Source organism: Pseudarthrobacter sp. rb (genome assembly GCF_056389225.1).
Window position 1 is genome coordinate 1 of record NZ_JBWJAR010000007.1, and the last position, 15,056, is coordinate 15,056.

Annotated in this window: 11 protein-coding genes; 3 read left to right on the forward strand and 8 right to left on the reverse strand. The window is 67.0% G+C overall.

The window, feature by feature from the left end; genetic code table 11:
• Together ACWRN3_RS10920 and lipB are read right to left on the reverse strand one after the other, a co-directional pair.
• Positions 1-607: lipoyl synthase (locus ACWRN3_RS10920; protein WP_476740661.1), on the reverse strand; the 607-nt coding region annotated here is incomplete at its 3' end.
• The gene (gene lipB / locus ACWRN3_RS10925) at positions 604-1,281 is read right to left on the reverse strand and encodes a lipoyl(octanoyl) transferase LipB (protein ID WP_476740773.1); all 678 of its coding nucleotides are present in this window, start codon (positions 1,279-1,281) and stop codon (positions 604-606) included. The genes lipB and ACWRN3_RS10920, both read right to left, overlap by 4 nt.
• A 127-nt stretch (positions 1,282-1,408) precedes the next feature.
• Here lipB and ACWRN3_RS10930 point away from each other — a divergent pair, with 127 nt between their 5' ends.
• Complete coding sequence (locus ACWRN3_RS10930; protein ID WP_476740662.1) at positions 1,409-3,157, forward strand: serine/threonine-protein kinase; 1,749 nt, start codon at positions 1,409-1,411, stop codon at positions 3,155-3,157.
• A 32-nt stretch (positions 3,158-3,189) separates the two neighbouring features.
• Here ACWRN3_RS10930 and ACWRN3_RS10935 read toward each other — a convergent pair whose 3' ends face one another.
• Positions 3,190-4,092 (reverse strand): TIGR01777 family oxidoreductase, encoded by a 903-nt coding sequence (locus ACWRN3_RS10935; RefSeq protein WP_476740663.1) that lies wholly within the window; start codon positions 4,090-4,092, stop codon positions 3,190-3,192.
• A 72-nt stretch (positions 4,093-4,164) separates the two neighbouring features.
• Between ACWRN3_RS10935 and ACWRN3_RS10940 the strand changes: the two genes are divergently transcribed.
• A complete protein-coding gene (locus ACWRN3_RS10940; RefSeq protein WP_476740664.1) occupies positions 4,165-7,686 on the forward strand; it encodes a S41 family peptidase in 3,522 nt (1,173 codons plus the stop codon).
• 79 nt (positions 7,687-7,765) lie between these two features.
• Here ACWRN3_RS10940 and ACWRN3_RS10945 read toward each other — a convergent pair whose 3' ends face one another.
• From ACWRN3_RS10945 to ACWRN3_RS10965, 5 genes are all read right to left on the reverse strand, one after another.
• Complete coding sequence (locus ACWRN3_RS10945) at positions 7,766-8,194, reverse strand: OsmC family protein (RefSeq protein ID WP_175319382.1); 429 nt, start codon at positions 8,192-8,194, stop codon at positions 7,766-7,768.
• 139 nt (positions 8,195-8,333) lie between these two features.
• Positions 8,334-8,687 (reverse strand): hypothetical protein, encoded by a 354-nt coding sequence (locus tag ACWRN3_RS10950; protein WP_255175169.1) that lies wholly within the window; start codon positions 8,685-8,687, stop codon positions 8,334-8,336.
• Between the two features lie 147 nt (positions 8,688-8,834).
• Positions 8,835-10,583: a 2-oxoglutarate dehydrogenase, E2 component, dihydrolipoamide succinyltransferase gene (gene sucB / locus ACWRN3_RS10955; protein WP_476740665.1), complete on the reverse strand. Its 1,749-nt coding sequence runs from the start codon at positions 10,581-10,583 to the stop codon at positions 8,835-8,837.
• A 114-nt stretch (positions 10,584-10,697) separates the two neighbouring features.
• A complete protein-coding gene (gene lpdA / locus ACWRN3_RS10960; RefSeq protein ID WP_324644784.1) occupies positions 10,698-12,080 on the reverse strand; it encodes a dihydrolipoyl dehydrogenase in 1,383 nt (460 codons plus the stop codon).
• A gap of 253 nt (positions 12,081-12,333) precedes the next feature.
• Entirely contained in the window at positions 12,334-13,857 is a 1,524-nt protein-coding gene (locus ACWRN3_RS10965) for a leucyl aminopeptidase (protein WP_476740666.1), read from the reverse strand.
• Between the two features lie 256 nt (positions 13,858-14,113).
• Between ACWRN3_RS10965 and ACWRN3_RS10970 the strand changes: the two genes are divergently transcribed.
• Entirely contained in the window at positions 14,114-15,052 is a 939-nt protein-coding gene (locus tag ACWRN3_RS10970) for a proteasome assembly chaperone family protein (RefSeq protein WP_224025697.1), read from the forward strand.
• The last annotated feature ends 4 nt before the right edge of the window (positions 15,053-15,056 follow it).

Below are 15,056 nucleotides of genomic sequence, written 5' to 3' on the forward strand. Positions count from 1 at the left end.
CGTCCAGGGAGCGTTCGTAGCGGAAGGCGGGGCGGATCCTTTTGAAGATCCGGGGCACGGTTTCGACGTTGTGCGCGAAGACTTCGGGCGCTGAGTCGCAGATCGCCTTGATGTGGTCGGGGTTGCCAGAGAAGTCGGGGATGAGCAGTTCCACGCCGGTGCCGGGGTTCAGTTCGTGGATTTTGCGGACGGTTTCGGCGTAGAGCCAGACGCCTTCGTCTTCGAGGTCATCGCGGGCCACGCCGGTGACGGTGGCGTAGCGCAGCTGCATGGATTGGACGGAGCGGGCCACCTTGGTGGGTTCGAACCTGTCCACGGGGGAGGGTTTGCCGGTGTCGATTTGGCAGAAGTCGCAGCGCCGGGTGCATTCGGAGCCGCCGATCAGGAAGGTGGCTTCCTTGTCTTCCCAGCATTCGAAGATGTTGGGGCAGCCAGCCTCTTCGCAGACGGTGTGCAGGCCTTCTTTTTTGACCAGGTTCTTCAGCCCGACGAACTCCGGGCCCATCTGGACCTTGGCCTTGATCCACTCCGGCTTGCGCTCCACCGGGACCGCAGCGTTGCGCTGCTCGATCCGCAGCATCTTCCGGCCTTCAGGTGCCAATGTCACAGTAGAGCTCCTTCAGGGCTCGAAACCAATGCTTCTTCGTGCTTGCGGAATTCCCCCACGAACCGCTCCGCGATGTCCGCGGGATGGATCTCCCTGCCCGTTTCAAGGGACATGGTGGTGACTCCGGCGTCGGTGATGCCGCAGGCAATGATCTGGCCGTAGGGCGCCAGGTCGTTGCTGCAGTTGATGGCGACGCCGTGCATGGTGACGCCGTTCAGGACGCGGATGCCGATAGCCGCGATCTTGCGGTCGGGGCCTTTGGAATCGGCCTTGATCCATACGCCGGCGCGGCCTTTGATGCGTTCAGCCTTGATGCCGTAGTCCGCCATGACGGTGATCATGATTTCTTCCAGCCGCTCCACATAGTCCCTGATCCCGGAGCGGTTCTTCAGCTTCAGGATGGGGTAGGCCACCAGCTGGCCGGGGCCGTGCCAGGTCAGTTTGCCGCCGCGGTCCACTGCGACGACCGGCGTACCGTCAAAGGGCCGCTCGTGGTCCTCGGTAAGCTTGCCTGCCGTATAAACAGCGGCGTGCTCCAAAAGAAGGACTGTGCTGGGCGCACTTCCGGCGACAACTTTGTCATGGAGTTCGCGCTGGGCATCCCAGCCTTCCATGTAATCAACGAAGTCGGGGGCAAGACCCAGCTGTGAAAACTCAAGAGTCATGGCATCCAGCTTAGACCCCGCAGCCGCACCGGCCCGGTTTAGTGTCCAAGCTCACCGGCCCTGCTCTTTGTGACTGCAACTTCGAGGGCTGTGGATAACTTCTGCACGCCGGACGGAACTCGGCTAGACATGGACCATGGACGATGCACAGGCACCCGACGTACCCGGGTACGAGGTCGGCAGGCTGCTGGGCCGCGGCGGCAGCGCGGACGTGTGGCTGGCCAGGGAGCAACGGACGGGACAGGAATATGCCCTGAAGAGCTTCCGCCCCGCCGGGAGCGGGACGCGCAGCAGCCCGGGCATCACCGAGGAGGAGGTGCAGCGGGAGATCCGCATCCTGTCAGTCCTGGACCACCAGCACTTGATCCGGGTCCACGACGCGGTACAGGGGACGGAACCGGGCAGTGGTACGGCACTGGCCATGGATTATGCTGCCGGCGGTTCCCTGGCCCAGTTGGTGTCCGCCCGCGGCAGGCTCAGCGTGGGGGAGACGGTCACGGTATTGACGCCGATCGCCCAGGCCCTGGCGTACCTGCACGGCAAAGGCTTCACGCATTCCGACGTCTCGCCCGGAAACGTCCTCTTCACCGGGCAGGGAAAACCGATGCTGTCCGATCTCGGCGTCGCCCGGATGATCGGGGACCCGGGCTGCGCCGGGACCGCGGGAACGGGCGGATTCCTTGATCCCGCCCCGGTGGACGCGGTCCGTGCCGGCCTGCAGCCCGAACGCGATGTGTACTCGGTGGCTGCCCTGGGGTGGTTTTGCCTGACCGGTGAAGCGCCGGGACGCACGGTCGACCGTCCACCGTTGTCCCTGCTGGTTCCCGGGGTTCCCAGAGACCTCGCGGCCGCGCTGGAAGCAGGACTGAACGATGAGCGGCGGCTGCGCCCTGACGCGCTGGCGCTGGCCACGGCCGTATACCGCAGCGCCGAACCGCAACCCGTGGATCTTTCCGACGCAGTCCACCCCACCGTCCTGCCCGAGCTGTTGACGCGGCGCCCGGTTCCCGCGGAGTCAAAGCGCAGCGCACTCCGAACGAAAGTCCAGGGCCTGCGCCGCCGGGCGGCGACTTCCCGCTGGTCCGCACGGCAGCCACAGGCACGGCGGTCACGGGAACAACCGACACCGGCACGGCAGCCGCAGGTACGACCGTCACCAGCATCAAACGGAACGCCGTCACCGGCACGGGACAGAACCAGGCCTGGGGTGAAAGCCGCGGTGGAATCCCGTGGAAAACACGCGGACGGGCCCGTTGGTGGGCAGGCGCGGCGGGTGCTGCTGCGCTCCGTCCTGCCGCTGATTGCCGCGGTGGCGGCAGTGGCGTGGTGGCTGTCGACGTCCGCAGGGGACGGCATGTGGCTTAGAGGTGCCGCGCAGGGGCTGCCACCAACATCGGCGCCGTCAGCAGGTGCAGGTGCAGGTGTCGGCGCGGATGCCGATTCAGACGGCGGTAAAGGGCTTCCTCTGCCCGTGGACACCGCACGCCGGCGGGCCGGAGCAGCTGATCCGGTGGAAGCTGTCCAGGGGCTGGCGGCACTTCGCGACTACGCCTTCAGCAGCGGGGGCGTGGAACTGCTGGCGGACGTGAACGCCCCCGGGTCAGCCGCCGCCGCGGCTGACCAGCGCGTTGCCGGCCGGGTTGCCGGGTCCGGCCAGCGCCTCACCGGGTTCACCACCACGCTTTCAGAGATAGCCGCCGAAGATGGGGGCACCCAAGCCCGTGCCGTGGTGCGGGCCGTGTCCGCTACCTCCGGGTACCGGCTGGTGGACGCCGGGGACACAGTAGTCGCCACGGGGGCACCAACCCGGCCGCAGCTGCTTCGGTTGGTGCTGGTCTCCGTGGAGGGCCGGTGGCTGGTGGCCGACATCCTTCCGGGCCCATGAACCGGCATACCGGGCCGGTGTCCCGGGCAGGGCTAGGCGGCGCCGGTCTTTCCAGTCACCCAGCGGGCAGCATCTGCCAGGTGCCCGTGCTGCCACGTGAACCCTGCGGCGGTAAGGACCGCCGGCTCCATCCGCTGGCTGGACAGCAGCAGCTCGTCGGCCAGGCCTGGCATGACGGTGCGCAGCACGGGGGCAGGTACCCGCAGGAGGGCGGGGCGGTGCAGGGCGTGGGCCAGTGCCGCCACGATGGTATTGACATCCGCTTGCCCCGGGGCGGCCAGGTTGACCGGGCCGGAGACCGGGGAGCCCAGGAGGAACAGGAAAGCGGCCGAGACATCGGGCAGCGTCACCCACGGCCAGAACTGCCGGCCGTTTCCGAAGGGGCCGCCCAGTCCCAGGCGCAGGAGCGGGAGCAGCTTGCCCAACGCGCCGCCTGAGCGGCTGAACACCACCCCGGTCCGTGGTGTCACCACACGTACGCCTGCCGGCGCCGCAAGGGCGGCCTGCTCCCACTCCATGCAGATCTGTGCCAAGGTGCCGGAGCCGGCCGGTGCGTCCTCCCGAAGTACTGTGTTGCCCGCATCGCCGTAGTAGTTCGAGCCTGACTGGCTGATGAAGGTGGCCGGTGGCGTATCGGCCCGTGCCATGGCCTGCACCAGGGTCCTGGTTGGTCCCAGACGAGAACTGAAAAGTTCCTCCACCCGCCTGCGCGTCCATGGCCTGTCTCCGATTCCGGCGCCGGAAAGGTTGACGACGGCGTCAGCGCCCGCGAGTGCGCCGGGATCCAGGACGCCGGCCGCAGGGTCCCAGCGGACTTCGGTGGCGCTGGCAGGGGGCCGGCGGACCAGCGTCACCACCGAATGGCCGGCATTGCGGAATGCCGCGGACATGGAAGTGCCGATGAGCCCCGAGGCGCCGGCCATGACGATGTGCATGGTCCATCTCACCACGGCGGCGCAGGTTGTGTATCTCCCGCGGGGCGCGTGGGGGTTGACTATGATCGAACGATGACCTCTTCGAGCTACTTCCGTTTCCCGCATTTGCACGGCGATCTGGTCACTTTCGTGGCCGAGGATGACGTGTGGATTGCGCCCCTGGACGGCGGCCGTGCCTGGCGTGTTTCCTCGCTCCAGCTTCCTGCCCGCAACCCGCGTTTCACCCCGGACGGCAAGCGCCTGGTGTGGACCGTAGTCCAGGGAACGGCGCCGGAGGTTGTGTCCGCGCAGGTGGACGGGGGCGGGTACCGGCAGCTCACCTACTTTGGCCACAGCACCACCAAGGTCAAGGGATTCACCACCGGTGGTTCCGTGGTGGTTACCAGTGCCTTCCGCCAGGCTGAGAGCCGGCACACCCACGCCTACAGCGTTCCGCTTGAGGGCGGCTGGGCCCAGGAGCTCCCGTACGGGCCGGTGGAGTCCGTTGCCTTCGGGCCCGAGGTAGGCGACGAACGCCCTGTGGTGCTGGCCAGCGTGCTCTCCCGTGAGCCGGCATGGTGGAAGCGCTACCGCGGCGGAACTGCCGGAAAGCTGTGGATCGACCGCGACGGCAACGGCGAGTTCGAACGCCTGCTGCCGGACCTCGACGGCAACCTCACTGATCCGCTCTGGGTGGAGGGCCGGATCGCCTTCCTGTCCGACCACGAAGGCTACGGCAACCTGTATTCGGTGCTTCCCAGCGGCAAGGACCTGCGCCGGCACACCGACCACCAGGACTTCTACGTCCGGCATGCAGCCACGGACGGCAAGCGGGTCATCTTTGAATCCGCAGGCGAACTCTGGGTCCTCCACGACCTTGCTTCAGACGCGGTCAAGCTCGACATCACCCTCGGCTCCGCCTCACAGACCCGCCGCCCCGCATTGCTCGACGCCGTCAAGCACCTGGGCGCGGTGGCACCGGATATGGCAGGCGCCGCCAGTGCCGTGGAGTCCCATGGCACCATCCACTGGCTGCGCCACAAAGACGGTCCGTCCCGCATCATCGAGGCCACCCCGGGCGTCCGCGGCCGGCTGCCCAGGCCGCTCGGGGACGGCCGCATTGCCTACATCGCCGACCACGACGGCGTGGAAGCGCTGCACATCAAGGACATTGCCGCACCCCTCCCGCACACCGCTGGGAAGGTGGACGGGCAGGCCAACACCCGGACTGCTGCGGCCAACGCTTCCGCGGAGGCGGCAGCAACTGGCGGGGAGGACGCGGAAGCGGTCAGCCTTCCCCAACCCGTTCCGGCGTCCGGCGCCAAGGCGCCGGCGGCCGCCACGGTCCACGTTCCCTCTGACGATGAGCAGCAGGCGGACGTGGCGCCACAGGCCGCAGCACCCGTGGCTGACGCCCAGGCAACCACGGCGGAGCCAGCCATCACCGTCCCGACACCGTCCCGGGCCAGTTCGCTGGAGGCAAGCCCCAACGGCCACTGGGTTGCCCTCGGGACCTCCTTCGGTGACGTGTTCGTCGTGGACACCCGCAGCGGTGACCTCTCACAGGTAGCCAGCATCGGCGAAGGCAGCATTTCCGAACTGGCCTGGTCCGCGGACTCCCGCTGGCTGGCATGGTCGGAGCCTGTCACTTCCTTCGGTTCGCGCAGCCGGCTGCGCCTGGCCACCGTGGACCGGCTCGACGCCGAACCGGTGGACGTCACCGACGGCCGCTTCCGCGACGCCTCCCCGGCCTTCACGCCGGACGGGAAATTCCTTGCCTTCCTGTCCAACCGCAGCTTCGACCCCGTGTATGACGGGCACTCGTTCGACCTCTCCTTCCCCAGCCCGATCAAGCCGTACCTGGTGGCACTGACGGCTGAGACGCCGTCGCCCTTTGGCCCTTCGGTTGACCCCGCGGGCGGGGAACCGGACGCCGGCGCGGACGCAAAACCCACGGACGCAGACGAGGCCGGGGACAGTGCCGTGCCTGCCGTTACGGTGGATGCGGAGGGCCTGGCCCACCGCGTGATCGGCGTTCCCGTGCCGCAGGGCAACTACAGCTCGCTGAAAGCCGTTGACGGTGCACTCCTCTGGCTCGACTCCGTCCTGGCAGGCGTCACCGGCGACGGGAAGGCCAGCCAGGAGGACCAGGACGCCCGTCCCAGCCTGATCCGGTACGACATCGCGCGGCGCAAGCAGGCAACCCTCGTGGACGCCGTGGACAGCTACCGCCTCTCCGGCGACCGCAGCAAAGTGGTGCTCGTTGCCGACAAGCAGGTGACCGTGGTTCCGTCGGACGCCAAGGCAGATGAGGAATCCGGCAAGGTGGTCAAAGTGGACCTGGGCCGGATCCGTGTCCTGATGGATCCGCTGAGCGTCTGGGGACAGGCGTTCGACGAGGCCTGGCGCCTGCAGCGCGACTTCTTCTGGACCGAGGACATGGCCGGCCAGGACTGGGAGTCCATCCACACCCGCTACCGCCCCCTGGTGGAACGGCTGGGGTCCCACGACGACCTGGTGGACCTGCTGTGGGAACTGCACGGCGAACTGGGAACCTCCCACGCGTACGTGCGCCCGGCCGCCGTCACCGAACGCGGCAGCCGCGGACAAGGCAGGCTCGGCGCCGACCTCACGCACACCGCCCGCGGCTGGGAGATCACCCGCATCCTGGCGGGCGAGTCCTCAGACCCGCTGGCCACCTCCCCGCTCACCAGGCCGGGCGTCGGCGCCAAGGCGGGGGACATCCTGCTGGCCGTCGACGGCGTCCCGCTGTCCGAAAACGTCACTCCTGCCATGCAGCTGGTCGGGGCGGCCGGCCGCGCCGTGGAGCTCACCCTCCTCAACGGCCCCGGACACGGCACTGCTGAAGGCACCCAGCGCAGGGTCGCCGTCGTGCCTGTCAAGGATGAGGAGCGCCTGCGGTACCAGGAGTGGGTGGCGGGCAACCGGCGGACCGTCCGGGAGGCGTCGAACGGAACCTTCGGCTATCTGCACATTCCGGACATGATGGCCAACGGCTGGGCCCAGCTGCACCGGGACCTGGACACGGAAACCGCGTTCGATGGCCTGATCGTCGACGTGCGCCGCAACCGTGGGGGACACACCTCGCAGCTTGTCGCTGAGCTCATTGGCCGCAAGGTCACGGGTTGGAGCATGCCGCGCGGGGAGAAGCCGCGCACCTACCCGCACCACGCGCCGAGGGGGCCGGTGATCATCCTTGCAGACGAATTCGCCGGCTCCGACGGCGACATCATCACCCAGGTCTCGAAGCTGCGCGGCATCGGCCCGGTGATCGGAACCCGCACCTGGGGCGGTGTCGTTGGCATCGACAACCGCTTTACGCTGGCGGACGGCACCGGCGTCACGCAGCCCCGCTACGCGAACTGGTTCAGCGGCGGCGTGGGCTGGAGCGTGGAAAACTACGGCGTCGATCCGGACATCGAGGTGACCTACCCGCCGCACGCCTATGCTGCCGGACGGGATCCCCAGCTGGAGTACGGCATCGGTGCACTGAAGGAAATGATCCAGGAACTGCCCACTGACCGGCCTCCGGCCCGCTCGGGCTACCGGAAACTGTTGCCTGCTCCGCTGCCGGCGCGCCGGCACGACGGCTGACCTCACCGCAACAACAAAGGCCCTGCCCTTCCGGAGTTCCGGAAGGGCAGGGCCTTTGGCGTTGTGCGGGGCTTGCGGCCTAGGACTGCAGCGTGGCGTCGAGGGTGATCTCGATTCCGGCCAGGGCCTGGGACACAGGGCAGCCCTTCTTGGCGGCCTCGGCAATGCGCTGGAAGTCTTCTTCAGAGATGCCCGGAATGCGGGCATTGAGGGTCAGGTGGCTGCCGGTGATGCCGGTGCCCGGCTGGAAACCGACCTCTGACTTCGTGTTGACCTCTTCGGGAGTGAAGCCTGCCTGGCTGAGCTCGTGGCTGAAGGCCATGGAGAAGCATGCCGAGTGGGCAGCGGCGATCAGCTCTTCCGGGCTGGTCTTTCCGCCGGCAGCCTCGGTGCGCGCCTTCCAGGTGACATCGAAGGTGCCAAGGCCGGAGCTGTCCAGGGTGGTGTTCCCCGAGCCCTCGGTCAGGCTTCCGGTCCATACGGTGTGGGCGTTGCGTGTTGTAGCCATGTCTCTCCTCAACGTCGATTCGGTCCGGGTCCGGCAGCATGGCCGGGCCCACCGTTTCCCATCCTAGGGACCCGGCCCCTCCGGTGCACGGATTGTCCGCTCTCAGAGGATTATGACCGGGTGCCCGGATGTGGGCGGGTTACTGCCAGATGGTGGCGATGGCGATGTTGACCAGTGCCAGGCCGCCGACGCCGTGGGCGAGCCCGGTGGAGACGGGCTGCCCGTTCTTGACCTTGCGGGTTCCGATCACGGCCAGGACCGCAACCACGACAGCGATGACGAACTTGATGCCCAGCTTGGCGTAGTTGGGATCCTTGTCCGGCAGGAACGGAAGGATGCCCATCATGGCGATGCCGGTGAGCAGCTGCAGGAAGGCGCCATCACGCTGGCGCGGGTGCACGGTGGGGGTCCGCATCGTGGCGATCCAGTAGCCCACGATCATGGCGGCTCCCACGACATGCAGGAAAACCAGGATGTTAAAGAGGATAGTCATGGCTCCAGCTTAGCCAGTCAGTTCTACAGCCTGTAGCAAAGCCACGCTGCCAACCTGTGCCGGGTGCGCGTTAAACAACGACGGCGGCGCTCGCCGCCGGTGGTTATCCCACCGTTGGCACCCGCCGCCGTCGTTCGTGGCTGGCTGCTACAGTCCCAGATCCGCTTCGAATGCGCCTTCTTCAAGGCGTGCCTTCAGGGTCTGGAGGAACCGGCCTGCGTCAGCACCGTCCACCAGGCGGTGGTCGTAGGTCAGCGACAGGTACATCATGGAGCGGATGGCGATGGAATCGTCACCGTTTTCGTCAGCAACCACAACGGGGCGCTTGACGATGGCGCCGGTGCCCAGGATGCCCACCTGAGGCTGGTTGATGATCGGGGTGTCGAACAGGGCGCCCACCGAACCGATGTTGGTGATGCTGAAGGTGCCGCCGGACAGTTCGTCCGGACCGATCTTGCCATCGCGGGTACGCGAAGCAACGTCGGCGATCTTGCCGGCCAGTCCGGCGAGGTTCAGGTTGCCGGCGTCGGAGATGACCGGAACCAGCAGGCCCTTGTCGGTGTCGACGGCGATCGCCAGGTGCTCGGCGTTGTGGTAGGTGATTTCCTGCTTGTCTTCGTCGTATGCAGCGTTGAGCTTGGGGTGCTGCTTCAGGGCCTCGGCCACTGCCTTGGCGATGAAGGGCAGGAAGGTCAGCTTGGTGCCGTTCTGTGCCTGGAAGGAGTTCTTGGCACGGGCGCGCAGCTTGGCGACCTTGGTCATGTCCACTTCGTGCACCTGCGTGAGCTGCGTGGAGACCTCGAGGGACTCGCGCATGCGGCGGGCGATGACCTGGCGGATGCGGGGAGCCTTCTGGGTGGTTCCGCGCAGCGATGAGGCAGCTGCACCCGACGCGGCCGGGGCAGAAGCGGCAGGGGCTGCAGCCGGAGCCGCTGCGGGAGCGGCCTTGGCTTCGGCGGCGGCAATGACGTCCTGCTTGCGGATGCGGCCGCCGACACCGGTGCCGGACAGCGAGGAAATGTCCACGCCGTGCTGGTTTGCCAGCTTGCGGACCAGGGGAGTGACGTAGCCGGATTCAGAACCCGCGGCCGGCGCGGCTTCCTGGGCTGCCGGGGCAGCCTGCGGGGCGGGCGCCGGAGCTGCGGCGGGGGCCGGTGCTGCCGCCGGAGCGGGAGCCTCCTGCTTGGGGGCCTCCTGCTTGGGAGCTTCCTGCTGGGGGGCTTCCTGCTGGGGAGCTGCGGGCGCAGCCTGCGGAGCCGAGGCAGCGGGGGCGCCGGAGCCGATAACGGCGAGCACAGAACCAACCTCGGCGGTCTCGTCCTCGTTGACCCGGATTTCCTGCAGTGTGCCGGCAACCGGGGAGGGGATCTCGGTGTCAACCTTGTCGGTGGAAACCTCGAGCAGGGGCTCGTCGACCTCGACGGAGTCGCCCACGGCCTTGAGCCAGCGGGTGACGGTGCCTTCGGTGACGCTCTCGCCCAGTGCGGGGAGGGTTACTTCGTGGCTTTCGCCGCCGGCAGCCGGAGCTTCCTGGGCAGGGGCTTGCTGGGCAGGTGCTTCCTGTGCGGGCGCTGCTTCAGCGGGGGCTTCCTGTGCGGGAGCCTCCTGTGCCGGAGCGGCCGCGGGAGCTTCTTCGGCCGGGGCGGAACCGCCGCCGGAGCCGTCACCGATGCGCACCAGCGGTGCGCCTACCTCGGCGGTCTCGTCTTCAGCGACCAGGATTTCTTCAATCACGCCAGCTACAGGAGAGGGGATTTCAGTGTCTACTTTGTCGGTGGAGACTTCGAGCAGCGGCTCGTCCACCTCTACCCGGTCACCTACCTGCTTAAGCCAGCGGGTGACGGTTCCTTCGGTGACACTCTCACCGAGGGCGGGCAAGTTAACGGATTCAGACATGTCGTCCCCGTTCTCCTTATTGATCTTTAGTGCGAATGATTGCTGCCTTGTTGGAAGCCTAGTGCACCCGGTCTGCGCGACCGGGTGCACCAGGCCTGGTAATGCTGGTGGGAACTAGCCGTGCAGCGGCTTGCCGGCCAGCGCCAGGTGCGCTTCGCCGAGGGCTTCGTTCTGGGTGGGGTGGGCGTGCAGCAACTGCGCCACATCCTCGGGGTATGCTTCCCAGTTCACGATCAGCTGGGCCTCGCCCACCTGCTCGCCCATGCGGGCGCCGATCATGTGGACGCCCACCACGGGGCCGTCCTTCTGGCGGACCAGCTTGACCAGGCCGGAGGTGCCCAGGATGGAGCTCTTGCCGTTGCCGGCCAGGTTGTATTCCTGGGTCTGGACCTGGTCGTCGCCGAACTTTTCCTTGGCAGCCTTCTCGGTGTAGCCAACGGTGGCGATTTCGGGTTCGGAGTAGGTGACCTTGGGGATGTTGATGTCCTCGACCACTACAGGCTTCAGGCCGGCGATTTCCTCGGCCACGAAGATGCCCTGCTGGTAGCCGCGGTGGGCCAGCTGCACGCCGGGGACGATGTCGCCGACGGCGTAGATGTTGCCGACGCCGGTGTGGAGGCGCTCGTTGGTGATGACGAAGCCGCGGTCGATGGTGACGCCGGCTTCCTCGTAGCCCAGGTTGGCGGTGACGGGGCCGCGGCCGACGGCGACGAGCAGCAGGTCTGCTTCGAACGTCTTGCCGTCCACCAGGGTGACCTTGACGCCGTCGTCGTTCTGCTCCACGCCCTGGAAGAAGATGCCGGTGGAGAACTTGATGCCGCGCTTCTTGAAGGCGCGCTCGAAGTTCTTGACGATGGTGGCGTCCTCGTTGGGAACGAGGGAGGGCAGGCCTTCGACGATGGTGACGTCCACGCCGAACGACTTCCAGACCGAGGCGAACTCGACGCCGATGACGCCGCCGCCCAGGATAATGGCGCTCTTGGGGATGTAGTCCATGGTCAGGGCCTGGTCGGAGGTGATGACCTTGCCGCCGATTTCCAGGCCCGGAAGGGTGCGCGAGTAGGAGCCGGTGGCCAGCACGATGTTCTTGCCCTTGTAGGCGGTGCCGTTCACCACGACGGTGTCGGTGCCCTGGAGCTTGCCTTCACCCTCGATGACGGTGATGCCCTTGGACTTGATGAGACCCTGCAGGCCCTTGTACTTGCCGGCGATGATGCCGTCCTTGTACGCGTTGACGGCGTTGATGTCGATGCCGTCGAGGGTGACGTTCACGCCGTACTTGGCGGAGTCACGGGCGTGGTCGGCCAGCTCTGCGGAGTGCAGCAGGGCCTTGGTGGGGATGCAGCCGTTGTGGAGGCAGGTGCCGCCCAGCTTGCCCTTCTCCACGAGGCCGACGGTGAGGCCGAGCTGTACCGCACGCAGCGCCGCAGCGTATCCGCCGCTGCCGCCACCGAGTACCAGGATGTCGAATTCTTGCGCAGTTGCCTGATCGGCCACTAAAACGCTCCCTCGCGTGAACGATGACGCGATCAGCGCGCATCATCTGGTCTTGGAACTTGCACTGCCGTGATTATGTCAGCAGGGCAACTCTCTTGCATTTGTGACTACCGTGGTTCACCTTAGCGAACCACCTATCCATGCTCCACCTTGGCAATGCGTTTGTGGAGCGCTTGTGTCCAGTGTCACGCGGCTCTGTGGCACAGGAATCACCTGGCCACAGAGCTGCGTGCCACCGGGGCTGCAGCCGTTGTCAGGCGGCAGCCAGGATGTCCTCCACGTAGGCCACGAGGGTACGGACGGTGCATCCGGTGCCCTGCTTGTGCGTGTAGCCGTACGGGCTGCCGTTGTTAAAGGACGGTCCTGCGATGTCGATGTGCGCCCAGGGGATCTGTTCGCCTGCCTTGTCCTTACCCACAAATTCGCGCAGGAACACCGCTGCGGTCATCATGCCGCCGTGCCGTTCGCCGATGTTGGCCAGGTCTGCCACCTGGGAATCGAGGGTGGGGCGCAGTTCTTCCGGCAGGGGCATGGGCCACACCAGTTCACCGGCACGGTCAGCCGCTGACTTGAGTGCGCCCGTGACGCTGTCCGACCCCATGACTCCTGCGGTGCGGTTCCCCAGTGCGATCAGCTGCGCGCCGGTGAGGGTGGCGACGTCGATGATGGCGTCCGGGTATTCGCGGCTGGCAGCGACGATGCCGTCCGCCATGACCAGCCGGCCTTCCGCATCGGTGTTGAGGACCTCAACCGTCTTGCCGCCGAACATGGTCAGCACGTCCGCGGGGCGTGAGGCGCCACCGCCGGGCATGTTTTCCGCGATGCAGAGCCAGGCCGTCGCCTTCACCGGCAGCCCCAGTCCGGCGAGGGCCAGGACAGTGTTGAGGACGACGGCGGCGCCCGCCATGTCGCTCTTCATGTCACCCATGTTCAGGGCAGGCTTGAGGGAGATCCCGCCAGTGTCGAACGTGATGCCCTTGCCGACGAGGGCGATCTTGGCGGTAGCTTTGGCAGGGGCGTACTCGACCTTGACCAGGCGGGGCTGGCGGGTGGAGCCCTTGCCCACGCCCATGATGCCGCCAAAGCCTTCCTTTTCAAGGCGCTTCTCATCCCAGACCGTCACCTTGACGGGCAGGCCCTTGGCGAGTTCCTTGGCGGCCTCTGCGAAAGATTCGGGGTAGAGGTGGCTGGGCGGCATGTTGACGAGTGAACGGGTGTGGTTAACGGCCTTGGCCACCAGCCCGGCACGCTTAAGGGCCGCGTCGAGGTCCGCGCTGGCCGCCAGTTCGGTGAAGACCACGGCGTTGCGGACAGGATCCTTCAGCCCGTCATTCGAGGAACGGAACTCCGTGAAGGAATAGGCGCCCAGTGCGGCACCCTCCGCAACCGCCGCGACGTCCTGCACGCTGGCGGTGGGGAAGGCCAGGGTAACCGTGGCCAGTCCGGCCAGCTGCCGGACTGCGGACCCCGCTGCCCGGCGAAGCGACTCACCCGTGAGCGTCCCCGCGGCGGGAACCTTGCCGACGCCGGCGAGGACCAGGATGCCTGCCCCGGTTTCGGGCAGGCCCGGCAGGCGGACCAGCTGGTCGGCAGCACCGGTCACCCCAAGTGCCTTGAGCGAGTCCGCGAGTGCCTCCGCGGACTTCGCCGTCAACGGGTTGTCCAGCAGGACCGGGCCGTCAGCTCCCTGCCCCACCCCGATGACCACTGCGTCGCTGGGGCTCTTCTTAAGGTCCCGCGAGACGGTACTAAGGTTGACTTCAGTATTCTTGACCACAGGGATGAGTCCTCAATTCTCGAAATGTTCGGGCAGGGATGCATGTTGGGCGCTCTGCCATGTTGGCCCGGATCCGGCCGTTCCGGACGGTCCCGGGGTGGGTGCAAGCCCGCCTGGCAGGCCAGTTCCGATCGTAGCCCTTCCCCGGTGCCGCAGGAGAATTTCCTGAGAGGTGCGCCACACCTGCCGGCGGAATGCCCGGTACGCCTCCCGCGTTACGAATGATGTCCACCCGCACCCCTGAAAGGAACATGCCGTGCTTGAACGGATTTCCGGCTCCCTGCTGGACCCCGACGCGCTCTATGCCAGCAACATTGAGCTGTTCCACAGCCCTGAACTCCAGGGACTGAACATGGTCATGGGTTTCACCGGGTTTGCCGACGCCGGCCACGTGGTGAAGCAGATCAACGCCGAACTGCTGGACTCCCTCGACGCGCAGCCCGTTGCGGTCTTCGACGCTGACCAGCTGATCGACTACCGGTCCCGGCGGCCGCACCTGAGCTTCGTCGAAGACCACATCCAGGACTACCAGGAGCCACGGCTGGCCCTCTACCGGCTGGTGGACGGACTGGGGAAACCCTTCCTCCTCCTGGCCGGCTTCGAACCCGACCTGCAGTGGGAACGGTTCGCCCGCGCCGTCGTGAACATTGTGGAGAAGCTCGACGTCAACCTGGTCACCTGGATCCACTCCATTCCCATGCCCGTGCCGCACACCCGGCCGGTAGGCGTAACGGTTCACGGAAACCGGCCCGAGCTCATCGAAGGCATCTCCGTTTGGAAGCCCACCGTTGAAGTTCCTGCCGCTGTGGGCCACATCCTGGAACTCCGCCTTGTCGAGGCGGGACGCAACGTTGCCGGGTACGTCATCCACGTCCCGCACTACCTGGCCGAAGCCGAGTACCCCACCGCCGCCGTCGCCGGCCTGGAATACCTGGGTGCCGCGACGTCCCTCATGCTGCCCACCGACCGGCTCCGCGAATCGGGCCGCGAGGTCAGCCGCCAGATCGCCGAACAGATCGAGGCGTCCGAGGAAGTCCAGCAGGTGGTTTCCCGCCTCGAAACCCGGTACGACGAGAAGGCGGACGGCATGGTGCGCCGGTCGCTGCTGGCCAACGAGAACGACGAGCTTCCCGACGCCGACGACCTCGGTGCCGCCGTGGAAGCCTACCTGGCCAGGGAGAACCCGGGGCAGTAGCGCG